Annotated in this window: 20 protein-coding genes; 17 read left to right on the top strand and 3 right to left on the bottom strand. The window is 46.1% G+C overall.

Annotated features, from left to right (window positions below; translation table 11 throughout):
* Nucleotides 1-59: 59 nt before the first annotated feature.
* The 4 genes from V7M78_RS05940 (at nucleotide 60) to V7M78_RS05925 (ending at nucleotide 4,968) form a co-directional block, all read left to right on the top strand.
* Nucleotides 60-1,739, top strand: a complete 1,680-nt coding sequence (locus V7M78_RS05940) for a glycoside hydrolase family 32 protein (protein WP_333647416.1) — start codon at nucleotides 60-62, stop codon at nucleotides 1,737-1,739.
* Nucleotides 1,740-1,848: 109 nt separating this feature from the next.
* The gene (locus V7M78_RS05935; protein ID WP_333647414.1) at nucleotides 1,849-3,153 is read left to right on the top strand and encodes an extracellular solute-binding protein; all 1,305 of its coding nucleotides are present in this window, start codon (nucleotides 1,849-1,851) and stop codon (nucleotides 3,151-3,153) included.
* A gap of 72 nt (nucleotides 3,154-3,225) precedes the next feature.
* Entirely contained in the window at nucleotides 3,226-4,113 is an 888-nt protein-coding gene (locus V7M78_RS05930; protein ID WP_333647412.1) for a carbohydrate ABC transporter permease, read from the top strand.
* Between the two features lie 12 nt (nucleotides 4,114-4,125).
* A complete protein-coding gene (locus V7M78_RS05925; RefSeq protein WP_333647410.1) occupies nucleotides 4,126-4,968 on the top strand; it encodes a carbohydrate ABC transporter permease in 843 nt (280 codons plus the stop codon).
* A 76-nt stretch (nucleotides 4,969-5,044) separates the two neighbouring features.
* Here the strand turns inward: V7M78_RS05925 and V7M78_RS05920 are convergent, their stop codons facing one another.
* Nucleotides 5,045-5,290, bottom strand: coding sequence for a TIGR03905 family TSCPD domain-containing protein (locus tag V7M78_RS05920; RefSeq protein WP_333647408.1), 246 nt, complete (start codon nucleotides 5,288-5,290; stop codon nucleotides 5,045-5,047).
* Between the two features lie 378 nt (nucleotides 5,291-5,668).
* Here V7M78_RS05920 and V7M78_RS05915 point away from each other — a divergent pair, with 378 nt between their 5' ends.
* The 4 genes from V7M78_RS05915 (at nucleotide 5,669) to V7M78_RS05900 (ending at nucleotide 9,776) form a co-directional block, all read left to right on the top strand.
* A complete protein-coding gene (locus V7M78_RS05915) occupies nucleotides 5,669-6,361 on the top strand; it encodes a 5'-methylthioadenosine/adenosylhomocysteine nucleosidase (RefSeq protein WP_333647406.1) in 693 nt (230 codons plus the stop codon).
* 133 nt (nucleotides 6,362-6,494) lie between these two features.
* Entirely contained in the window at nucleotides 6,495-7,382 is an 888-nt protein-coding gene (locus V7M78_RS05910) for a hypothetical protein (protein ID WP_333647404.1), read from the top strand.
* 110 nt (nucleotides 7,383-7,492) lie between these two features.
* Nucleotides 7,493-8,839 (top strand): glucose-6-phosphate isomerase, encoded by a 1,347-nt coding sequence (locus V7M78_RS05905; RefSeq protein ID WP_333647402.1) that lies wholly within the window; start codon nucleotides 7,493-7,495, stop codon nucleotides 8,837-8,839.
* A gap of 169 nt (nucleotides 8,840-9,008) precedes the next feature.
* Nucleotides 9,009-9,776, top strand: coding sequence for a DUF6612 family protein (locus tag V7M78_RS05900; RefSeq protein ID WP_333647400.1), 768 nt, complete (start codon nucleotides 9,009-9,011; stop codon nucleotides 9,774-9,776).
* Between the two features lie 63 nt (nucleotides 9,777-9,839).
* Here V7M78_RS05900 and V7M78_RS05895 read toward each other — a convergent pair whose 3' ends face one another.
* The gene (locus V7M78_RS05895) at nucleotides 9,840-10,106 is read right to left on the bottom strand and encodes a hypothetical protein (RefSeq protein ID WP_333647398.1); all 267 of its coding nucleotides are present in this window, start codon (nucleotides 10,104-10,106) and stop codon (nucleotides 9,840-9,842) included.
* A 171-nt stretch (nucleotides 10,107-10,277) separates the two neighbouring features.
* Here V7M78_RS05895 and V7M78_RS05890 point away from each other — a divergent pair, with 171 nt between their 5' ends.
* The 9 genes from V7M78_RS05890 (at nucleotide 10,278) to V7M78_RS05850 (ending at nucleotide 20,971) form a co-directional block, all read left to right on the top strand.
* Nucleotides 10,278-11,369, top strand: a complete 1,092-nt coding sequence (locus tag V7M78_RS05890; RefSeq protein ID WP_333647396.1) for a hypothetical protein — start codon at nucleotides 10,278-10,280, stop codon at nucleotides 11,367-11,369.
* Between the two features lie 164 nt (nucleotides 11,370-11,533).
* Complete coding sequence (gene yyaC, locus V7M78_RS05885; protein ID WP_333647394.1) at nucleotides 11,534-12,133, top strand: spore protease YyaC; 600 nt, start codon at nucleotides 11,534-11,536, stop codon at nucleotides 12,131-12,133.
* Nucleotides 12,134-12,195: 62 nt separating this feature from the next.
* Complete coding sequence (locus tag V7M78_RS05880) at nucleotides 12,196-13,491, top strand: LysM peptidoglycan-binding domain-containing protein (RefSeq protein WP_333647392.1); 1,296 nt, start codon at nucleotides 12,196-12,198, stop codon at nucleotides 13,489-13,491.
* Nucleotides 13,492-13,595: 104 nt separating this feature from the next.
* A complete protein-coding gene (locus tag V7M78_RS05875; RefSeq protein ID WP_333647390.1) occupies nucleotides 13,596-14,870 on the top strand; it encodes a DUF5711 family protein in 1,275 nt (424 codons plus the stop codon).
* Complete coding sequence (gene tkt, locus V7M78_RS05870) at nucleotides 14,867-16,846, top strand: transketolase (RefSeq protein ID WP_333647388.1); 1,980 nt, start codon at nucleotides 14,867-14,869, stop codon at nucleotides 16,844-16,846. The genes V7M78_RS05875 and tkt overlap by 4 nt, the downstream gene beginning before the upstream one ends.
* A 44-nt stretch (nucleotides 16,847-16,890) precedes the next feature.
* The gene (locus V7M78_RS05865) at nucleotides 16,891-17,835 is read left to right on the top strand and encodes an ROK family glucokinase (RefSeq protein ID WP_333647386.1); all 945 of its coding nucleotides are present in this window, start codon (nucleotides 16,891-16,893) and stop codon (nucleotides 17,833-17,835) included.
* Between the two features lie 303 nt (nucleotides 17,836-18,138).
* The gene (locus V7M78_RS05860) at nucleotides 18,139-19,806 is read left to right on the top strand and encodes a putative manganese-dependent inorganic diphosphatase (protein ID WP_333647384.1); all 1,668 of its coding nucleotides are present in this window, start codon (nucleotides 18,139-18,141) and stop codon (nucleotides 19,804-19,806) included.
* Between the two features lie 86 nt (nucleotides 19,807-19,892).
* Complete coding sequence (locus V7M78_RS05855; protein WP_333647467.1) at nucleotides 19,893-20,459, top strand: flavin reductase family protein; 567 nt, start codon at nucleotides 19,893-19,895, stop codon at nucleotides 20,457-20,459.
* Complete coding sequence (locus tag V7M78_RS05850) at nucleotides 20,456-20,971, top strand: shikimate kinase (RefSeq protein WP_333647382.1); 516 nt, start codon at nucleotides 20,456-20,458, stop codon at nucleotides 20,969-20,971. Before V7M78_RS05855 ends, V7M78_RS05850 begins: the two co-directional genes overlap by 4 nt.
* A 62-nt stretch (nucleotides 20,972-21,033) precedes the next feature.
* Here V7M78_RS05850 and V7M78_RS05845 read toward each other — a convergent pair whose 3' ends face one another.
* A complete protein-coding gene (locus V7M78_RS05845) occupies nucleotides 21,034-22,713 on the bottom strand; it encodes a methyl-accepting chemotaxis protein (protein WP_333647380.1) in 1,680 nt (559 codons plus the stop codon).
* Nucleotides 22,714-23,025: the final 312 nt, after the last annotated feature.

Below are 23,025 nucleotides of genomic sequence, written 5' to 3'. Positions count from 1 at the left end.
TATGGAACCCATTCCACATATACAAAATAACAAAAATCAGAATAAGGAGGAGAGGGGAAATGTTTTCTGTGAAAAGCGGTAAATACCGCATGCTGGAAATTTTTGCAAGGCCTGTCTCCAAGGCTTCCAGAAGCCTTTTAACATGGAAGGGAAACGGGAAAACGGATGCAGAAGAGAGAGAAATCACTTCTGAATATTATGAGTGGGTACGGATTCCTTTGGAACAGGATGAAGTATATCAGTTGATGGCTGATAATCTGGAGATTTCTCTGGCTTACTTAAGCGGCAATGACGATGTGATGTCATCCGGGATCGGTTTTCTGGATTTGATAGAGGGAAAGGATGCTGCAGTGGTGGACAGCACCTGTATGAAAGCCCATTATGACACCCCTTACCGGGAGCAGTATCACTTCCAGGCATTCAGGAACTGGATCAATGATCCAAACGGGCTTTGTTGGTTCAATGGAAGATATCACATGTTTTACCAGCATAATCCTCACTCTCAGGAGTGGGATAACATGTACTGGGGACATGCCGTAAGCCTTGATCTGGTTCATTGGGTGCATCTGCCTTTTGTTCTACAGCCCCAGAAAGAAATTTTACAGGATTGCAGCAAAAAAGGCGGAGCATTTTCCGGTTCGGCTCTGGTGGAAGGGGATAAGGTTAAGTTTTACTTAACAAGGCATATTGGTCCCAGAATCCCAGGCAGTGAACAGTATGAGTACCAGACTATGATGGAAAGCAGCGATATGATTTACTTTACAGAGGAAAAGACTGTTATTGAGACCCCACCGTCCGGAGTGAATCCGGGAGATTTCCGGGATCCTAAAGTGTGGAAATCTGAAGGATATTATTACATGGTTCTGGCATCTAAAATAAGGGATAAGGCGGCAATCTTATTATACGGCTCTGAGGATAGTTATAAATGGAATTATATTGGACCTCTCTTAGAAGAAGAAACAAGGGGGATTTCCACATTTGAATGTCCGGATGCATTTGAACTGGATAGAAAATTTGTAGCAATGGGGGCCTGGATGACTCATCATGATGAATGTGGCAGATATCAGATGACCAGGTATTATGTAGGAGAGTTTAAGGACTCTGTCATGAAGGTGGAGCATTCGGAATTTCTTGACTTTGGAAGCAATTATTATGCGGGACAATCCTTTGTTCATGATGGGAGAAGGATTCTCATAGGCTGGATTTCAGATTTTTATGGAGAGCATATTGTGGAGGAAGGGGGAGCCTATGGAAGTATGGCGATTCCCAGGGTCTTGTCTGTAAAAGATAACCAACTGTATATGGAACCGGTTACAGAAATATATGCCCAGCAGGATGAGTGTCTGTTTGCAGGCAGAGGGCGGTCGGCTGCTATAGACCGGATTGAAGGGAACTCCTATGTTGCAAAGATTTCGCTGAAGGGGGATTCAGACTTTTCCATATTAATTGCTGAGGAAGGAGACAGAAGCCTGAGTTTACAGAGAAAAGACGGCCAGGTGGAAATTGTGACTAAGGGAACGGCAACAGAGAAGGTTCGTTTTCCTTCTCCTATAGAACACGTTGGGTATATTGAGATATTTATGGATAGAAGGTCAGCGGAAATATATTTAAATCACGGGCAGGCCGCAGGCACCAAGTTATTTTATACAAACAGCTCACAAGGGGTATTTAAAGCAGATTTTGCAAATCCTGAGGAAGTGGAGAACTTAGAACTGTATACCATGAAATCCATTTGGTAAAAGGGCTGGGAAGTTATAAGGTTGAATTAACAAGGAAAGGGTTTCTTTGTTTAAGAGGAACCTGATTAACTGTTAAAATTAATATTTAAGAAGAGAGAGGAGAAGTGTTATGAGAAGAAGAGCAATCAGTATCTTATTGGCAACGGCTATGGCAGCTTTGGCGGTTACGGGCTGCGGAGGAAGCAAGACAGCAGGCAGCAGCGGAGGAAGTACCAATGCAGACGGGGCAAAGGTGGTAACCATCTGGAGTCCTACCGATGAGCCGGCCATTGAAGAGTGGTGGGTTGAGAAAATTAATGCATTCAATGAGGAGCACAAGGGGGAAATTGAAGTTAAGAGAGAAGCCATTGTGCGTGCAGATTCTTATGCTTATGAAGATAAGGTAAATGCCTCCATTACGTCCAATGATCTGCCGGATATTTTATATGTGGATGGGCCTAATATTTCCAATTATGCTGCAAATGGAATTATTGTTCCTATTGATGAGTTCTTTACGGAAGAGGACATGAAGGATTTTGTGGAATCCATTAAGGTTCAGGGTACATATGACAACCAATTATACGCTCTTGGAGCAACGGAAAGCTCTGTAGCCCTGTATTATAACAAGGATATGACCGATGCAGCCGGAATTACCATGCCGGACAAACTGGAGGATGCTTTGACATGGTCTGAATTTGCGGATATTGCTAAGAAGCTTACAACTGATACTGTAGTGGGAACCAATATCATTATGGATCAGGGAGAAGGCCTTCCTTATGTATTGGAGCAGTTTTGGATTTCCAATGGTACAGACTTCATCAGCGATGATGCAACAACGGCTGAAGGCTATATTAACGGAGCAAAGGGCGTTGAAGCTGCCACATTTTTAAATGATTTGATTCAGAACGGATATGCCAATGTAAGTCCCATTCAGCAGGAATTCCACAATGGAAATGCTGCAACGGTACTTGGCGGATCATGGGAGGTTGCTACTTTGGAAAGCCAGTTCCCTGATTTAAACTGGGGCGTAACCTTCTACCCGGTTGCAGACAATGGAGGCATCAACACTTCCCCGACAGGTGACTGGGCGGCTACCATTACCAGGGATGCAGATAAGGAAGCTGCAGGCAAGGTGCTGGCTTACTTAATGAATCAGGAGAATGTAACCACTTATGCTCAGGCAATTTCTAAAATGCCTACCAGAACTTCCAGTTATGATACCTTAACAGAGTATGATGAGTATCCCCGTTCTGTATTCAAGCAGCAGTCAATTGAGACAGGGCATCCAAGGCCAAGAACACCTTCCTATACAGTTCTGGCACCTGGTTTTTCACAGGCTATGATGAACATTTTCACAGGAGCTGATATTCAGGAGTCCCTGGATCAGGTTGCTAGGGATTACGATGCTGATTTCCAGAAGAATTATGCAAAATAATTCTGGGTACTTGAGGGGATAGGTTATGCGGGGCGGAATGACACCGCCCCAAAAGAGGAAGGGGGAAACCATGTGGATAAGAGAGTCGTTAAGAAAAGGCATGAGAAGACAGCAGCTTACATATTTATATTTCCGGCAGTTGTCCTCTTGTTTCTGTTTTTGATTTTACCGGCTTTTTCAACTATTCGTTATGCATTTACCGATTATAACATCATGCGCCCTGACAGCATTGCATTCAATGGACTTAATAACTTTAAGGAATTATTTGGCGATACTAATTTTAAAAAGGCACTTGCAAATACGTTTTATTTTGCTTTGATTGTTGTTCCTTTTCAGTGTATTCTGGCTTTGGCTCTGGCGCTTTTTATTTCTTCCAGGAGAAGAGGGGTGTCCATCTTCCGGGCAGCATATTTCAGCCCAATGGTCACTTCCATGGTAGTCGTTGCTATTTTATGGACTGTTTTGTATAATCCCAATCCTAACACAGGTCTTCTAAATGCATTTTTAGGGAAACTGGGGTTAGGGCCTTACGGATTTTTGACTGATCCCAAAATGGCGATGAATTCCATTATTTTCATGTCAGCATGGCAGGCAGCAGGGTATCAGATGATGATCTTTTTGGCTGGTTTACAGGCAATCCCCGGTGAACAGTATGAAGCGGCTTCCATAGACGGAGCCAATGGGATCAAGAGCTTTCTCTATGTGACGCTTCCGGGGCTTAAAAATGTAATCAAGTATGTGGTCATGATCACTATGATTCAGGCTATGAAGCTGTTTACCCAGCCATACGTCATGACTAAGGGCGGTCCTCAGAATTCAACGAGAACCCTGGTGTATTATATTTATGAGCAGGGATTTCAAAGCAGAAACTTCGGATATGCATGTGCGGTGGCAACTATATTTTTTATCATTGTGGTTACCATGTCGCTGATTCTGAAACGTGTTATTAAAGCAGACTAGGGAGGAGGAGCTATGAATCAAAAACAGAAAAACATGACAAAAACCGTATTGTTTTATGCAGGAAATGCGGTGGTGGCACTGATTTTTATTTCACCTTTATTATGGATGATTTCAGCTTCCTTAAAGCCGGAGTCCCAGATTTTTTCGGGTATGAACAGCATAAAAACCTTTATTCCCCTGGGTGCCTCTCTCAAAAATTATGTTGAGGTTTTTACAAGAATTGCGATGATGAAATATATTGTAAGAAGTTTGATCTATGTGTTTATCATCATCGTGCTTGACTTGTTTGTAAATTCGATCTGCGGATATGCCCTGGCAAAATTTGATTTTGTGGGAAAAGAACTGTTGCTTACCATTGTTATCAGCCTTATGGTACTGCCCATGGAGTCCATTATGCTTCCGCTTTATAAGCAGGTGGCAGATTTTGGCTGGGTGAATCAATACGCAGGTTTAATCGTTCCGTTTATTGCAAAGTGTTTCTCTATTTATATGTTCCGTCAGTTTTTTGTGGATATTCCTAACGAATTGCTGGAGGCGGCTTCCATAGACGGCAGCGGTCCTATTAAAACATTTTTCAATATTGTGGTACCTATTTCTGGTACTGTGTATGCTACGATTTTTATTCTTGATTTTGTAGCTCACTGGAATGACTTTATGTGGCCTATGCTGGTGGTGACCAGTGAAGATATGCGAACCATTCAGCTGGCTATCCAGACGTTCTTTGGTACCAAGCCCATTAACTATGGTTCTATTATGGCGTCTTTGACCGTATCAGCAGTTCCTATGCTGATCATGTTTGTTGCACTGCAGAAATATTATGTGGAAGGAATTGCTTCTACAGGTATCAAGGGATAACAGGGGGAGTTTTTATTATAAAAATGGGGTTCCGGAGATTTCACATCCGGAACCCTGTTTTTTATGAGAAATTGTTTTACTGTACTTCCTGGAATTGCTTTAAAGCCTTTGCAAGCTGGTCAGGGCATGAAGTGGGGCGGTAGCCGCACTGGATGCCTTCCAGACGCTTAATGGCATCGTCTACGTCCATTCCTTCAATCAGACGGGCAACTCCCTGGGTATTGCCGGCGCAGCCGCCTTTAAACTGAACATGGACCAGTTTGTTGTCCTCTATTTCAAAATCGATCTCCTGGGTGCAGACACCGTGTGTTTTATATTTCATCTTAAAAATCCTCTCATTTGCAGCATTCTGAAATTAATATGTAGCTTTAGAATTATAACGAAGTTTATGAGGAGTTGTCAATAGCCTGTATGTATCCTTTCGCTGTCCCCCAAATACGGTTATGTTTTTATTGCGTTCTCTGCTGTTTATTGGTAGAATAACAGCAGGAGTAATCGTGTACAGGGTGATTGGGGATAACAAGCCAAAAAAATAATGCCTACCCTGTCAGCACACAGGATAGGCGGCTCTCACTGAGAGCTAAATAAGTCATATCCGGAAGCTTCCACCTTGTGGGCGGTTACTCTCTCTCTAAGTAAAATATACCATACCAGATAATGAAAGTAAAGAAAAAATCAGTCAAATACAGGGAGAACGATTATGTTAGGAATTATCGGAGCCATGGATGTAGAAGTTGAAAAAGTGAAACAGGCCATGAAGGATGTGACGGTAGAAACCATTGCAGCCATGGATTTTTATAAGGGAATATTGGAAGGAAAGGAAGCGGTGGTAGTCCGTTCCGGCATCGGAAAGGTGAATGCAGCCATCTGTACCCAGATTTTGGCGGACCATTATCATGTGGATGCGGTGATCAACACCGGAATTGCCGGTTCTTTAAAAAATGAAATCAACATCGGGGATGTGGTGCTGTCCACAGATGTGGTTCATCACGATATGGATGCCACCGGCTTTGGATATCCGGCGGGACAGATTCCTCAGATGAAGGAATTCTCCTTTTCAGCAGATGAAGGGCTTCGAAATTTGGCCTTCACATGCTGCCAGGAGGTAAATCCTGAAGTTGGAATTCACGTGGGAAGAGTTGTTTCGGGGGACCAGTTTATTTCTGACAGGGTTAAAAAGAACTGGATTGCAGAAACTTTCGGAGGCTTTTGCACGGAAATGGAGGGTGCAGCCATTGGGCAGGCGGCCTCTTTAAACAGCATCCCATTTTTAATTATCAGGGCCATCTCAGATAAGGCGGATGACAGCGCAAATATGGACTATAGTGAGTTTGAAGCCAAGGCGGTTAAACACTCCGTAAATCTCATTTTAGCCATGGTCAAGCAGTACTAATTTTAAGTTGAGAATCGAATCCTGACGGGATTTGACGAACGATTCTAGGCTCTCTCATCTTCCCAAAGGCAGAACAGGTGATTATAATAAATCTATCACCGGTCATAGCCGGGAAGAAAGGGGAGCTATTATTATGCTGGAATTTTTACAGACAGGCAAAGCATTGTACGTGCTGGCGGCATTATGCGGAGTGGGCATTCTGACCAGATGGCTGACACGTAACCTCTACAAAAGACTGATTAAGGAATCCGATAACATGGCACTGACCAGAAACAAGAATCTTCGGAACTTTAAACAGAAAACAGAAAATACATATCAGATGAACCAGGGGATTCCCAAGGTCAAGCCCTATTTGGAGCGGCAGATGTACGATTTTAAACAGATGGGGGTCACGCTCCATGGCTGGAATATGTTTTCCAACCAAATGACGCTATGGTGCTTTTTAGCAGGAGGGGCGGCATCCTTTGGCTCCTATTGGTACAGCATTGATCCGTATTACATCGTGCTGTATGGGTCTGTGGGAATTATGGCCGGGCTCTTTACCATATTGGTGGACCATGCAGTAGGGATTGGGGAAAAACGGCAGCAGCTTTTTGCCTGCCTGGATAATTATCTGGAAAATATATTGATTTACCGCCTGGACCAAGAGAGAGACGAGGTCAAGGTGGAAGTGAGAAGAGCGGAGACAGGCGAAAATATCAGGCCTATTTTTCCTCCTTCCGAGGACCCGGAGCAGGGAAAACGGCTGGCCAGGAGATCCGGAAGACAGAGAGTCCGGGCGGCAGAGGTCTCCCAGAAGCGGCAGGAGGGAGAAGAAGGAGCTGAAATGAAAGAGGCTCCCGCTGTGGAGGTGGTTCCGGCTTCCAGAAGTGATGTGGACTATTTAAAGCACAGTCTGGAGCAGATTGCAGCAGGACGGGAAAAGGAGAGGGGGGCCAGACACGGAGAGGACTGGCTTAAGGATTTAAATCCGGATGAGTTGAGGCTGATTGGGGAAATTCTCCAGGAATATCTGACATGAACGTTTGGAAGGCAGAAGAAAATCATATCGCAATTAGAGGGATTTTATGATATAATTTCCACAAACAGGCAGTCAGGGACCTGAAACAAAAGGAAAAGGAGAATAATGGCATGGGAAATGTAGTTTTTGATTATTCCAAGGCAGCAGGCTTTGTGTCGGCAGAAGAAATGGAAAATATGAAGGCAACCGCGATGTGTGCAAAGGATGTGTTGATGAGCAGGTCCGGCGCAGGCAGTGATTTCCTGGGCTGGATTGATCTTCCCGTGGAGTATGACAAGGAAGAGTTCCAGAGAATAAAGGCGGCGGCAGAGAAAATTCAGCGGGATTCCGACGTACTTCTGGTAGTAGGCATCGGAGGCTCTTATCTCGGCGCCAGAGCAGCCATAGAATTTTTATCCCACAGCTTTTATAATGTATTGCCAAAAGGAAAACGCAAAACTCCGGAGATCTATTTTGTTGGAAACAGCATCAGCAGCAAGTACCTCCATGATTTAGCGGATGTGCTGGAAGGAAAAAATTTCTCCGTTAATATTATATCTAAATCCGGTACGACCACAGAACCGGCTATCGCTTTCCGTGTGCTGAAGGATATGCTGGTTGAACGATATGGCCGTGAAGAGGCAAATAAAAGGATTTATGCCACTACGGATAAGGCAAGGGGAGCACTCAAAGGCCTGGCGGACAAGGAAGGATACCAGACCTTTGTGGTTCCCGATGATGTAGGAGGACGTTTCTCAGTGCTGACCGCAGTCGGTCTTCTTCCCATTGCAGTATCCGGCGCTGATATCGATAGATTGATGGAAGGGGCAGAAGCGGCCAGGAAGGAAGCCCTGGAGGCCCCCTACGAGTCCAATGGTGCCCTTCAGTATGCTGTGGTGCGCAACATCATGCTGAGAAAAGGGAAAGCCATTGAAGTTGTGGCAAATTATGAGCCAAGCCTTCATTACATTTCCGAGTGGTGGAAGCAGTTATTTGGAGAGAGTGAAGGAAAGGACCAGAGGGGTATTTTCCCGGCTTCTGTGGACTTGACTACTGACCTGCACTCTATGGGACAGTTTATTCAGGATGGTGCCAGAATTATGTTTGAAACTGTTCTGAATGTGGAGGAATCTCCTGCAGAGATTCTTCTTAAGGAGGAAGAGGTGGATACGGACGGAATGAATTATCTGGCCGGCAGAAGCGTTGATTTTGTCAACAAGAGCGCCATGAACGGAACCATTCTGGCTCATACCGACGGAAATGTGCCCAATCTTATGGTACATATTCCAAGTCAGGATGAGTACAGTCTGGGACAGTTATTCTATTTCTTTGAATATGCCTGCGGTGTCAGCGGGTATATTCTGGGTGTGAATCCATTTAACCAGCCGGGTGTGGAAAGCTATAAGAAGAACATGTTTGCTCTTCTTGGAAAACCGGGATATGAAAAAGAAAGAGAAGAATTATTAAAGAGATTATAAGGTATTGATGAATGAGCCGGTGTTTATGAAAACACCGGCTTTTATCTGGGAAAAACCCTGAAAATGAGGGAAAGTAAGAAAACCTTAAGATTTTTCCCAGCAATAAACAGTGGGTTTATATAGTATAATCAAGAATACAATCAAAAACACCATTTTTAAGGAGGAAGATATGAAAAAAGTTTTAGCGCTATTACTTACGGGAGCCATGGCCTTGTCCCTGGCCGGCTGCGGAGGCCAGAATGCAAAGAAGATTTATGACGATGCTGCGAAAAAAACAGCAGAACTGGATTCCATGGATGTGAGCTCTGTCATCGCTATGAAGATGGCCCAGGGCGAAGAAACCATAGACATTTCTATGGATATGGATATGAAAATTTCCGGTATCAATACGGACAGCATGAAATATCAGGCTGATGCCAATACAAATATGATGGGTCAGAACCAGGAACTTTCCATGTACTATGAAAACGGCTATTACTATATGGATGCCATGGGGCAGAAGATCAAATATGCCATGGATCTCGATGCCATGATGGAACAGATCAAACAGAGTACGGAAGGGTCAAGTATGGATTCTTCTTACTTAAAGGATATTCAGGCAAAGAAGGATGGAGATAATCAGAATCTGACCTATACGGTGGATGCGACTAAGATGGATTCTTATTTGCAGGATATTATGAGCCAGATGGGAACCGATGCAGAAGGGGTTACCTATAACATCAAAGAGGCCAGCGGAGAAGCAGTTGTCAACAAAGACGGCTATATTTCCAGGCAGAAGGTGAAGATGGTCTTTGAGATGGAGCTGCAGGGTGAGACAATTTCCATGGATATGGATGTGGATTCCACCTATAACAACCCAGGCCAGACTGTGGAGGTTACAACTCCTAATCTGGAGGGATACGAGGAAGTGGATGCAAGCGCATTGCAGAATCAATAAGTATAGATATTAATAGGGCTGCCGCACCGGTGATTTTTCAAATCATTGGTACGGCAGCCTTTTCTATTCTTCGATGACCTGAACTTCCAGAAAATCAAATTCAATGCGTTCAATAAAATTATCCTGGGTGAAACGGGTTTTGGAATGTTTTTGAAAATCCTTGACAGTGGAATCCAGCCACATCGGTTTTTCCAAGTCAAACTGGTAACAAATATCCTCCAAAGCCTGAAAGACCATGGAAGTCCTGGAAAGGCTGTAGTCGGAAATGGAGATGACCGTATCTTTTTCTATTCTTGTATCTTTGATTATTTTTGCCCACATGCGAAACATAAATGGATTTTTCCCTTCTAAAATAAACGGCTATTTATGGTTCCTGTAATGAATGAAACGATTATAGCATTATTGAATGGAAAAAGGCAAGAGGTGATATGGGGAACGTTGTAAAACGGTGAAAAATATGATAGAATCTTGATAGGAAAAACCGAAGGAGGAAGACGGAAGATGGCTCAACCCATAACAGATCAGGTTGGTTTTCTCGGAGAAGCATGCAGGGCAGTTCAGGAGTTGTCTGCAAGCAAACGTTTATTGGAAGAATGCAGTCTGGAAGAAAAGCGTCTGGGAAAGGAATTGGATTCAGAGAGAAAGGCTGTGACAGATGCCATCAGCCTTACGGTAAAAAAGAGGATTGAAGAAATTAACAGTACCTATGACAGTGAAATAGCCAGGGAGCAGGACCGTTTAAAAAAGGTGAGAAGCAAGAGAGAAAAGGCTAAAAACCAGGGAGTTAAGGAACGGATTGAGGAAGAGACGACAGAGCTTAACAATAGTATCCGGGAGTTGAAGCTGGAGATGAAGGAAGTTTTCCGGCAGGATAAGGTTCCCGGCTTTTGTAAAAGCAGTCTGTATTTTGCCCTGTATCTTCCCAGGGGACTGGGAGAATTTTTTCTTTTGCTCCTGACCATATTTATTTGTTTTCTGGCAATTCCCTATGGAGCATATTTACTAATTCCTAAACAATTACCTCTTTATCTGGTTGTGATTTACTTTGTGACAATTCTTTTTTTCGGCGGTCTTTATATTTTGGTCAATAACCGTACTAAGGTGAGACATCAGGCGGCCTTAAAAAAGGGAAGAAGCTTAAGGGATCATATGAAGTCCAATAAGAAAAGGATCCGTTCCATTACCCGCAGCATTAAAAAGGACCGGGATGAAGCCGTATATAATCTGGAAAAATACGACGATGAGATCGCCCGCATTGAGCAGGATCTGGCCGACATTGCTGAGAAAAAGAAGGAGTCCTTAAACACCTTTGACAAGGTGACCAGAACCATTATTTCCGATGAGATTGCTGGGAACAGCAGGGAGCGGCTTGAAGGGCTGGAGGCCGCTTATGAAAAGGCCGGCACCGATGTGAAGGAGGCGGAGATCCGGGTAAAGGAACAGACCTTATTTATCCATGATAATTATACTTCTTATATCGGGAAGGAGTTTATGGTTCCGGAAAAGCTTGATGAGCTGGCTGATATGATACGGCTTGGGAAGGCATCTACCATCAGTGAAGCAGAATTACTTTATAACAGCCCTAAGGAATAACAGGAAGGTGCAGGACGAGACTGGAAACAGTCTCAGCCTGCACTTTTTAAAATCCGGCTTGCTTAAAATTTCCCCACAATATTTCCTGGCATTGCAGGTGAATAATTCCAGAATCACCGGCTTATAATAGAACAGAGAAAATAAGGACAGCAAGGCAGGATATTATGAAATTATGGGAAAGAATCGGTATCCGAGGGAACCGGGATGTTTTTTATTATGACACAAAGCAGACCTTTGAAGCAGAAGAATTTGCCTCCAGGCTTTATCACATGATCAGCATGGAGCAGGAAATTAAGCAGGCAGCAGGAGTGCTGTTCTTATGTATTGGAACCGACCGGTCAACAGGAGACAGTCTTGGTCCCCTGATCGGGTATAAGCTGAAAGAAAGCGGAGCCAGGAGGCTGGAGGTCCTTGGAACATTAGAGAGGCCGGTACATGCCATGAACCTGGAAACCTACCAGACCATTTTAAAACTGCGCTATCCCAATCACGTGGTGGTGGCGGTGGACGCCTCTGTGGGAAGCATGGAGCACATCGGCTATGTGACCCTGGGAAGGGGGGCCCTAAAGCCTGGCCTTGGAGTCAGCAAGGAACTTCGGGCCGTGGGGGATATTTTTATAACGGGAATTGTGGGAAGCTGCGGAAACTACGATCCTCTGATGCTGCAGAGCATCCGCCTATCCATTGTCATGCGCATGGCGGACTGCATCAGCCGCAGTATTTGTCTTGTCGAAAAGTTATGGGAAAACCCGGCCCTGCTTTGACATGTTTCTCACCCTTCATATGCTATGATTCATTGGATTAAAAAGAATAGCGGGGTGAGCCAATGGGTGAATTATACAATCCGTCGCCGAATCTGCCCAGAAATATCAGGCAGATCGGGGAACGGGACCAGGTTGTAAAGTTGTATGTGGAAGATTATGTAAATACTTATTTGAAACGTCTGTATCCTGCAGCCGGACAAGAGCTGCGAGTGGGAATTCTCCTGGGAAGTCTGGAGATCTATGACGGAACGCCTTACATTTTCATTGACGGAGCCTTGGAAATGGAGGATGTGACGGAGTATGGGAAGAAGGTGGTGTTTTCTGAGCTGGCGTGGAAAAAGGCCTGCCAGAGCATGGAACAGCTCTTTCCAAGGAGATCGGTTCTGGGCTGGTTCCTATGCGGAAGGCCGGGAGATGATTTAAGCCCGCTCAATTACTGGAAGCAGCATGTCCAGTATTTCAGCGGTCCCAACAAGCTGATGTATTTAAGCAGCGGTGCAGACGGCGATGAGACTATTTACATAACATCGGAGGATGGATTTTACAAGCTGAAAGGTTACAGCATCTATTATGAACGCAATCAGATGATGCAGGATTATATGGTGCTGCGAAAGGATATAAAACGTATCGAAACCGATACTAATGATAAGGTGATCGAGGAATTCCGCAAGCGGATGGACGAGCATAAGGGAGATCAGACAGGCAGGTATCAGAGGGTCAGTCTTCTCCGTGGCATGTGTATGGCCATGTCAGTCGTCATATTAGCTGGCGGAATTGTTATGTTTAACAACTATGAGCGCATGAGGGATATGGAAAGTGTGATCGCCTCTGCCATACCTGCCAGGGCAGAACAGCTTCTGATTGGGGAGCGGAGTCCGGGGAAGGATAACCAAAAAGAATCCCAGGTAATTGTGGAGGAAGCCGAGGGAGGAGTTTATCCCACCGAGGCGGTGAAGCAGGAAACCATGTCACCTACACTGCCGGGACAGGGAGGGGAATCCCAAACACAGGCTGGAGCGGAAACAAAAGCGGCGTCGGAAACCCAGGCGGCAGCGGAAACACAGGCAGTGTCAGAAACTCAGGCGGCAGCGGAAACAAAAGCAGCACCAGAGACTCAGGCAGCGGCTGAAACCCAGGAAGCAGCTAAGGCTCCTCAGGAGACTAAGGCTGCCCCAAAGGAAACAGAAGCGGCTGCAAGCGGCAATTACCGGATCCGTGTAGTACAGGAGGGGGAGACCCTGTACGGAATCTGTCTGGAGGAATACAAGTCTGTCAACAGAGTAAAAGAAATTTGTGAGATCAATGGACTGGACGATGAAAATAAGATTGTTGCGGGCCAGAAATTGCTCCTTCCGTAGAAAAAGATAATGCGTTTCTCCTTAAAATGATGTATACTAACATAAACTGTGTTTTACAGGCAAATTCAGGCTGTTTGTTACAGGCATTCTCAGGAGAAAACTGCATGAGTGATATGAACTCTATGAACAGAGAGATTAAAAAGAATCAACTGCGGAGGCAGATTGTTCCTTCCTCTCCCGGAAGGGAAGAAGACAGCGGGGAAGCTATAAAAAAAGCCCGGACAAGGGGAAAAAAGAGAAGGATTAAAATATTTCTGGCACTGCTTCTCCTGGTGGGAGCAGGAGCCATGGGCTTATACGGTTTTCTGACTTTCTATCAGTATAAAGGCTACAGTGTGGTATGGGAAAAGGAGATGAACGAGGGCAGCTATGTAGGCTATCTGAAATTCGGCTCCAATGTATTGAAATACAGCAAGGATGGGGCTTCCTATCTGGATTCCACGGGCAAAGAGGTGTGGATAGAAAGCTATGAGATGAAATCCCCTTCAGCCAGCGTCAACGGAAATCATGCGGTCATTGCGGATCAGCAGGGAAACTCCATCTATATCTTTGATAAGTCAGGAAAAACGGGAACCGCCTCCACGGTGCTTCCCATTGTAAAGGCCGCGGTGTCCTCCCAGGGAGTGGTTGCTGTAGTTTTGGAGGATACCACGTCAAATTATATTCATTTTTTCAAACGGGATGGAAGTCCTCTGGATGTGCAGATCAAAGCCCTTTTGGGCGGGGAATCAGGCTATCCTGTGGATATCAGCTTATCTCCTGACGGCACCCAGCTTATGGGGGCCTATGCGTATTTAAAAAGCGGAACCCTAAACGGCAGGGTGGCGTTTCACAATTTCGCAGAAATCGGAAAAAGCATTCCGGACAGGCTGGTAGGCGGATTTGATGAGCCTTACGAAGCCTCCTTTGTTGCGGAGGTAGATTTTTTAAGCGACACTTATTCCTGCGCCTTTGCAGACAACAGCGTGTCCTTCTACTCCACGAAAAATGCCCTTTCTCCGGAGCTGATCCGGCAGGTGGAAGTGAAGGATGAGATAAAAAGCGTGTTTTATTCCGATAAATACGCAGGGCTGATTGTGAACCATTCAGAGGGAGAGAACCCTTACCGCCTGGAAGTCTATAAGCCGGACGGCAGCCTTGTATTTTCCAAGGAGTTCCAGTATCCGTATACTTATGCTGATATTGACGGAGCTCATGTTATTTTGTATAATGAAGATTCGTGCAGAGTTTACAATATGTCCGGACGTCTTAAATTCGCCGGAACATTTGATTTTCCGGTATCCAAAATCCGGAATGGAAGATATCCCAATACTCTGATTGTTACAGGACCCCAGCATATGAAAGAAATAAGATTACAAATAGGAGGACAATACCAATGAGCAATGTCGATACCATGTCAATTAACGCAATCCGAATCCTTTCTGCGGATGCCGTCCAGAAGGCCAATTCCGGCCATCCAGGACTTCCCCTGGGCTGTGCATCAGCCGCTTATGAGCTATGGGCAAACCATATGAATCATAATCCGGCAGATCCCCAGTGGGCCAACAGGGACCGTTTTGTCTTATCAGGGGGTCATGGTTCCATGCTTTTGTATTCCCTGCTTCACTTATTCGGATACGGGGATTTGTCAAAAGAGGATTTGATGAATTTCCGCCAGCTGGGTTCCAAGACACCGGGCCATCCGGAATACGGTCACACCATAGGAGTAGAGGCGACGACAGGTCCTTTGGGCGCAGGTATGGGCATGGCTGTTGGTATGGCTATGGCTGAGAGCCATCTTGCCTCTGTATTTAACAAAGAGGAATATCCTGTTGTAGATCATTACACCTATGTGCTGGGCGGAGACGGATGCATGATGGAGGGCATTTCCTCCGAGGTATTGTCTTTGGCAGGCACTCTTGGCCTTGGAAAGCTGATTGTTCTGTATGATTCCAATAAGATTTCCATAGAAGGAAGCACTGACATTGCATTTACGGAAGACGTTCAGAAGCGGATGGAAGCTTTTGGTTTTCAAACCATTACCGTAGAGGATGGAAACGATTTAGAAGCCATCGGAAAGGCCATTGAAGAGGCAAAGGCAGAGGCGGACCGTCCTTCCTTTATCACCATCAAGACCGAGATCGGCTACGGCTGTCCGGGCAAGCAGGGAAAAGCCAGCGCTCACGGAGAGCCTTTGGGAGCTGACAATGTTTCAGCGCTGAAAGAGTATTTAAACTGGCCTTCCAACGAGCCTTTCTTTGTGCCGGAGGAAGTTTATGACAACTATAGAAAGATCGCAGCGGAAAAGGCAGAAACAGAAGCGGCCTGGAACGTGATGTTTGCCGCATACTGTCAGGAGTATCCTGAGATGGAAGAGCTGTGGAACTCATACCATGACCCGGATGCAGGAGAAAAGGCAGTGGAAGCATGTGCAGATTTCTGGAAGGAACAGGAAAAGCCCGATGCTACCAGGAGTTTATCCGGTCAGGTATTAAACCGCATCAAGACCTATCTGCCTGGGCTGGTGGGAGGTTCTGCTGACCTGGCTCCTTCTACCAAGACCATTATGTCTGATATGGGAGATTTCTCCAGGGATAACAGGGCTGGCCGCAACCTGCATTTTGGCGTGCGGGAACTGGGTATGACTGCCATTGGAAACGGACTGATGCTTCACGGCGGCCTTCGGGCGTATGTGTCCACTTTCTTTGTGTTCAGCGATTACACAAAGCCTATGGCCCGTTTATCCGCTTTGATGGGACTGCCTCTCATCTATGTGCTCACTCATGACAGCATCGGTGTAGGGGAAGACGGACCTACCCATGAACCAATTGAACAGCTTGCCATGTTAAGGGCAATGCCTAATTTCCATGTATTCCGCCCCTGTGACGGAACAGAGACAGAAGCAGCATGGTATTCTGCATTGACTTCTAAAAATACACCTACTGCCCTTGTACTCACAAGACAGAACCTGACTCCTATGCCGGGAAGCAGCAAGGAGGCTTTAAAGGGCGGCTACGTCATTGATGACTGTGAAGGAACTCCGGATCTGATTCTCATTGCCAGCGGCTCTGAGGTGGAGCTTGCAGTCAAAGCCAAGGGCCTTCTCTCCGACAAAAAGGTACGTGTGGTTTCCATGCCATGTATGGACTTATTTGAGGAGCAGACAGAGGAATATAAGGAATCCGTTCTTCCAAAGGCAGTCCGCAAGCGTGTAGCTGTGGAAGCATTAAGTGATTTCGGCTGGGGCAAATATGTGGGACTTGACGGAGCTTATGTGACCATGAAAGGGTTTGGAGCCAGCGGTCCGGCAAACCAGTTGTTTGAGCACTTTGGATTCACTGCAGAGCGTGTGGCAGAGGCTGCAAGAGCTCTGTAAGGAAAGCAGAGGCATAATACAAAAGGAGAAGGAGCGAGCGGAACATGGGAATGAAGTGCATTGGTGTTGACGTGGGCGGAACCTCCGTCAAAATCGGTTTGTTTGAAGTAACAGGAACCCTGATCCAGAAGTGGGAGGTTCCTACCAGAAAGGAAGAGGGAGGGAAACACATCATAGAAGATGTTTCCAATTCCATCTTAAAGGTTCTGGAGGAACGTGGCATTTCTCTCGATGAGGTAGAGGGGGTGGGCATGGGAGTGCCCGGCCCTGTTATGCCAAACGGATATGTGGAGGTCTGCGTCAACCTTGGCTGGCGGGACATGTATCCGGAACGGGAAATGAGCGAAAGGCTTCACGGCCTTCCCGTAAAGAGCGGAAATGATGCCAATGTGGCTGCTCTCGGTGAAATGTGGCAGGGCGGAGGAAAGGGCTATGACGATATCGTTATGGTCACCCTGGGCACAGGAGTAGGCGGAGGCGTGATCATAGACCAGAAGATCGTTGCCGGAAAGCATGGCCTTGCAGGAGAAATCGGGCATATGCACATCCGGGATGATGAGACGGAAAGCTGCAACTGCGGCGGCGTAGGCTGCGTAGAACAGGTTGCCAGTGCCACCGGAATCGCAAGGGAGGCCAGAAGAAAGATGGCTGCCCTGGACATTCCTTCCGTACTCAGGGAGTACGGTGATCATGTGACTGCCAAGGATGTGCTGGATGCAGCCAAAGCAGGAGATGAGCTGGCTTGTATTGTTATGGAAGTGGTAGGCCGCTATCTGGGACTGACCCTTGCCCATATTTCCATGACAACAGACCCGGAAGTTTTCGTTATCGGCGGAGGGGTATCAAAGGCAGGACCGTTTTTAATTGACAATATTTATAAGCATTACGATAAATTTACGCCCATTTCCCAGAATAAGAGCAAAATTCTTTTGGCGACTTTGGGCAATGATGCAGGAATCTATGGAGCAGCCCGTCTGATCCTTGATTGATGCATGATAAAAATACCCGCTTTTACGATTTTCGTATCAGCGGGATTTTTCATCTTCGGGGAACAATTCCCTCTTATTTACAATTTAATAAATTATGGTATAATGGAGTACATGATTGAAAGATATACCTCAGGACATGAGGAGACCCCGGTTGGTGACAACCGGGGTAATTATGAAAAATCTATGTGCAATTTGATTGTTAAATCAAGTTGTCATATGTGATTTCTATGCATTTAGTATAAAAAACACATGTGAACGGAATGTGAACTTGTTGTAAACAGTTTATGAAAACAGGAGGAAGGAATGGGAGAAAGCAGTAAAAGAAAGACCATTGTCATAGGACATAGAAACCCGGATACAGATTCCATTTGTTCGGCCATTTGCTATGCAAATTTAAAAAGAGAACTGACCGGGGAGGACTATCAGCCGGGAAGAGCGGGGCACGTCAATGAGGAGACTCAGTTCGTGCTCAACTATTTTAACGTGGAAGCTCCCCAGTTTATTGAAAATGTGAAAACCCAGGCACGGGATATTGAAATCAGGAAATCAAGAGGGGTGCGAAAGAACCTGTCTTTAAAGAATGCCTGGAAGCTGATGCAGGAGGTTAATGCGGAAACCATAGCCGCAATTACAGATGACGGAATGCTGGAAGGCCTGATTACAGTAGGCGATATTGCAAAGTCCTATATGAATGTATACGACAGCAGCATTTTGTCAAAGGCCAATACCCAGTATGCCAATATTCTGGAAACCCTGGAAGGCGCCATGGTGGTGGGAAATGAAAATGAATATTTCAATCAGGGAAAGGTCCTTATAGCGGCGGCCAACCCGGATATGATGGAGTTTTATATTTCCAAAGGAGATCTGGTGATTCTGGGAAACCGTTATGAGTCCCAGCTCTGCGCCATTGAAATGGACGCTGCCTGCATCATTGTATGCGAAGGTGCGTCAGTATCCATGACCATAAAGAAGCTGGCTCAGGAGCGGGGCTGCACCGTCATGACCACTCCCTATGACACCTTTATGGCTGCACGTCTGGTCAACCAGAGTATGCCCATCAGCTATTTCATGAAGACTGAGGGCCTGCTTACCTTTGAGGAAGAGGATTACATTGATGATATCAAGGAGGTTATGGCAAGCAAACGCCACCGGTATTTCCCCATCCTTGATAAAGACGGCAGATATAAGGGGATGATATCCCGACGGAACTTGCTGGGTGCCAAGGGAAAACGATTGATTCTGGTGGATCACAACGAAAAGTCCCAGGCAGTAGAGGGCATGGAGAGCGCAGATATCCTGGAAATCATCGATCACCACAGGCTTGGAACCGTGTCCACCATTTCACCGGTATTTTTCCGTAATCAGCCGGTGGGCTGTACGGCCACCATTGTCTATCAGATGTATCAGGAAAACCATGTTGCCATAGAGCCTCAAATTGCGGGTCTGCTTTGCAGTGCCATTATTTCGGATACTCTTTTGTTCCGGTCCCCCACCTGTACGGCAGTGGACAAACAGGCAGCCATAGCTCTTGCGGATATTGCGGGAATTGAACTGGAAAGATATGCAAGTGCCATGTTTGCGGCAGGAAGCAACTTAAAGGGAAAGACGGATGGAGAGATCTTTTACCAGGATTTTAAAAAGTTTACAGCCGGAAAAGTATCCTTTGGAGTGGGACAGATCAGTTCCTTAAATTCGGTGGAGCTGCAGGAGCTGGAGGAGCGCATGCTTCCTTATATGAAAAAAGCCAGGGGAGAGCATGACATGGATATGATGTTTTTCATGCTCACCAACATCCTTACGGAATCTACAGAACTGCTGTGTGAAGGCACAGGTGCCAGACAGATGGTGGCCGGAGCATTCCGGGCAGAGGAAGATCCGAAAGAGGGCAGGGAACACACCATCAGCCTGCCTGGAGTTGTGTCCAGGAAAAAGCAGTTGATTCCCGGCATTATGATGGCGGTTCAGGAATAGGAGGACCCGGTCACGTGAAAAATCAAAGTTCTAATGAAAAGAAAAAAGCCCCGGTTGCCCGGAAAATTCCGTGGAAGCCGGGAAATATGCTTTATCCGGTGCCAGCGGTTATGGTGACCTGTGCCAGGGAGGGACAGACCCCTAACATTATAACTGTGGCCTGGGCGGGAACCATATGTTCCACTCCTGCCATGCTGTCCATTTCCGTCCGCAGGGAACGGTATTCCTATGATATTATAAAGGAAACCGGAGAATTTGTAGTGAATCTGGTCACCAAGGACTTAGTCCGGGCAGCGGATTACTGCGGGGTGAAATCAGGACGGGATGTGGATAAGTTTGCCCAGATGAAACTGACTCCCTGTACTCTGGAAAAATGCCGGGTGCCGGGAATTGGGGAAAGTCCGGTGAATCTGGCCTGTAAGGTGACGGAAATAAAGCATTTGGGAAGCCATGATTTGTTTTTAGCTCAGATTACAGGTGTGACTGTAGACGGCCAGTATATGGATGAAAAGAATAAATTTCATCTCAACCAGGCCGGGCTGGTGGCTTATTCCCACGGAGAATATTTTGAATTGGGGAAAAAGCTTGGAAGCTTTGGTTATTCTGTGAAAAAGACGCAGAAAAAGCCATCACCCAGGAGGAAGAACAAATGAGAAACAAAATCGATAACATCACCCTGATTGGAATGCCGGCTTCTGGCAAAAGCACCGTTGGCGTGCTGCTAGCCAAGCGCCTTGGATATTCCTTTGTGGATGTGGACATCCTGATTCAGGAGCAGGAGGGACGCCTTTTAAAGGAAATCATAGCCCAGGAGGGCACAGATGGCTTTTTAGAGGTGGAAAACCGGGTAAATGCAGGATTGAATGTTCATCACAGCGTCATTGCTCCGGGCGGAAGCGTGATTTACGGAAAAGAAGCCATGGAGCACTTGAAGAAAATCAGCATTGTGGTTTATTTAAAGCTCAGCTACGAGGCGGTGGAAGAACGCCTTGGAAACTTAGTGGACCGCGGGGTGGCGTTAAAGGACGGGATGACCTTAAGGGATTTGTATGATGAGCGGATCGTTTATTATGAAAAATATGCGGATATTACCATTGATGAGACAGGACTTGATGCCGGAAAGACGGTGGACAAGCTGAGAGCTATGATGGAAGAGATGATTTAAAAATATAAAAACAGAGGCAGGAGAATGGCGGTAAAACCGTTCTCCCGCCTCTGTTTTTTATATTAGTTCTTTAATTTAAAATGTCCGATTAAATTCTTCAGCATCTGGGCCTGTCCTGCCATTTCCTGACTTGCGGCAGCGCTCTCTTCGGAGGTGGCGGAGGTGGTTTGAACCACACTGGATATCTGGTCAACGCCCAGGGTTACCTGGGATACGGCAAGGGCCTGATTCTCGGAAGCTGAGGATATCTGGTATACCAGATTTGCAACTGTGCCGGAGGACCGGACGATACGGTCCATGGACTGGGCCGTATCCCTTGCAATTGTGTTTCCTGTCTCAATGGAGGCCAGGGCCCGCTCAATCAGAGCTGCTGTTTCCTTCGAGGCTTCCTGGCTTTTGTTGGCTAAGTTTCTGACTTCATCGGCCACCACGGCAAAGCCTTTACCGGCCTCCCCTGCTCTTGCCGCTTCTACGGCTGCATTGAGGGCCAGGATATTAGTCTGGAAAGCAATGTCTTCTATGGTTTTTATGACTTTTCCAATCTCTGTGGAGGCATGGTTGATTTCCTCCATGGCTGCGGTCAGTTCCCCCATCCGGGCTTTGCCCAGTTCCAGTTCTGAGGAGGTACTGCTCATCTGAGTGTTGGTCTCCGCTGCGTTTTCTGCGTTCTGGTTTATATGGTTGGAAATATCGGTGATGGTGGCGGCCAGTTCTTCAATGGAAGATGCCTGCTCTGTTGCCCCCTGGCTTAATGCCTGGGAACCGCCTGCCACCTGTTCTGCGCCCATAGCCACCTGATCGGAAGCCATGGTGATTTTTGTCATGATATCGTTTAAGGAGGTGATTAAGTCCTGTATGGAAATCTGTACGAAGCGGAATTCTCCCTTAAATTCTTCCTGGTCATGGGGAATATCCAGATCTCCATGGGCCAGCTTGCCGGTGGTGGCGGAGATATAATCCATGTAATAGGAAATCCGTTCCATCATGGTTCTCATGGTGTCGGCCAGATGTCCCAATTCATCCTTTGACTGGTATTCCAGACGGCATTTTAAGTCACCCTGGGCCATCCGGTCTGCAACTTCTTTTATCTGGTCAATGGGCCGGGTAATTCCCTTTGTAATGGAGGTGGCAATCATAACGGAGGAAATGATGGAGATAAGAATTACTGCGCTCATAACTGCAGTGAATATGGCAGTTTGCCGGGAAAGGGCCTCTGAATGCATGTTGCCGCCGCCTGATTTATCTGCCATTATGGTATTGATCGTACCGGCGATTTCTGCGGCCAAAGGTGCGGCGTTAGTGCGGAAAAAGGTCATGGCCTCCAGGGAAGATTTGCCGGCAAGCTGGATTGTCTGGCTTCGGATTCCGTCGTATGTAGTCATCTGATCCTGTAATTGTTTGTAAAGCTCTTTTTCAGAAGCTGTTTTTATACGGGTTCCAACCTGCTCCATGGCCTGGTTGATGGTGTTGATCTGAGTGTTTAAAATCTCTTTTTGTTTATCCGTTTCTTCCTGGCTGTCGGAATAAATAATGTATAAAACTGTGGCCCGGTGAGCCTGAAACGCCTGTCCCAAAGCTCCGATATCTCCCTGGGCAAATCCATAGTCCTCTAAGGTGGTCTTATATTCATGATTAACGGTGCGAATCAGCGCAATACCGATTCCGCCGGCTAAACCTGAAAACAGTACGACGATGAGGAATGCTGTAAGCAGTCTTCTTCCAACTTTTAAGTTTTTTAGCATGTGTGTTTCCTCTCTGGTGATTTATGTTATGTTGCGATTTTATAATACTTTTTTGTGAGAGTCAATACGGGAAAATAATTTATAAAAACAGCAGTCATTTCCCTTTTATTTTTGTGAGCCGGTCTTGTTGGCATTACTGGGTTAAAGTTGATAAAGGCAGAGTGTGTTCCGGGAGAAGTGGGGGTTAAGGCTTAAAGGATATGAGATAAGCGAAATATGGTGAGATCCGGAGCGGTCCGGTTCTTTTTTTGTACGAAAATATAGGGTCAGCACATTTTTTCCATGTCTGGCGTGTTGCTTCCATCCAGTCTT

Source organism: Lacrimispora sp., assembly GCF_036758025.1.
Taxonomy (GTDB): domain Bacteria; phylum Bacillota; class Clostridia; order Lachnospirales; family Lachnospiraceae; genus Lacrimispora.
This window is presented reverse-complemented; position numbering and strand designations above follow the sequence as displayed.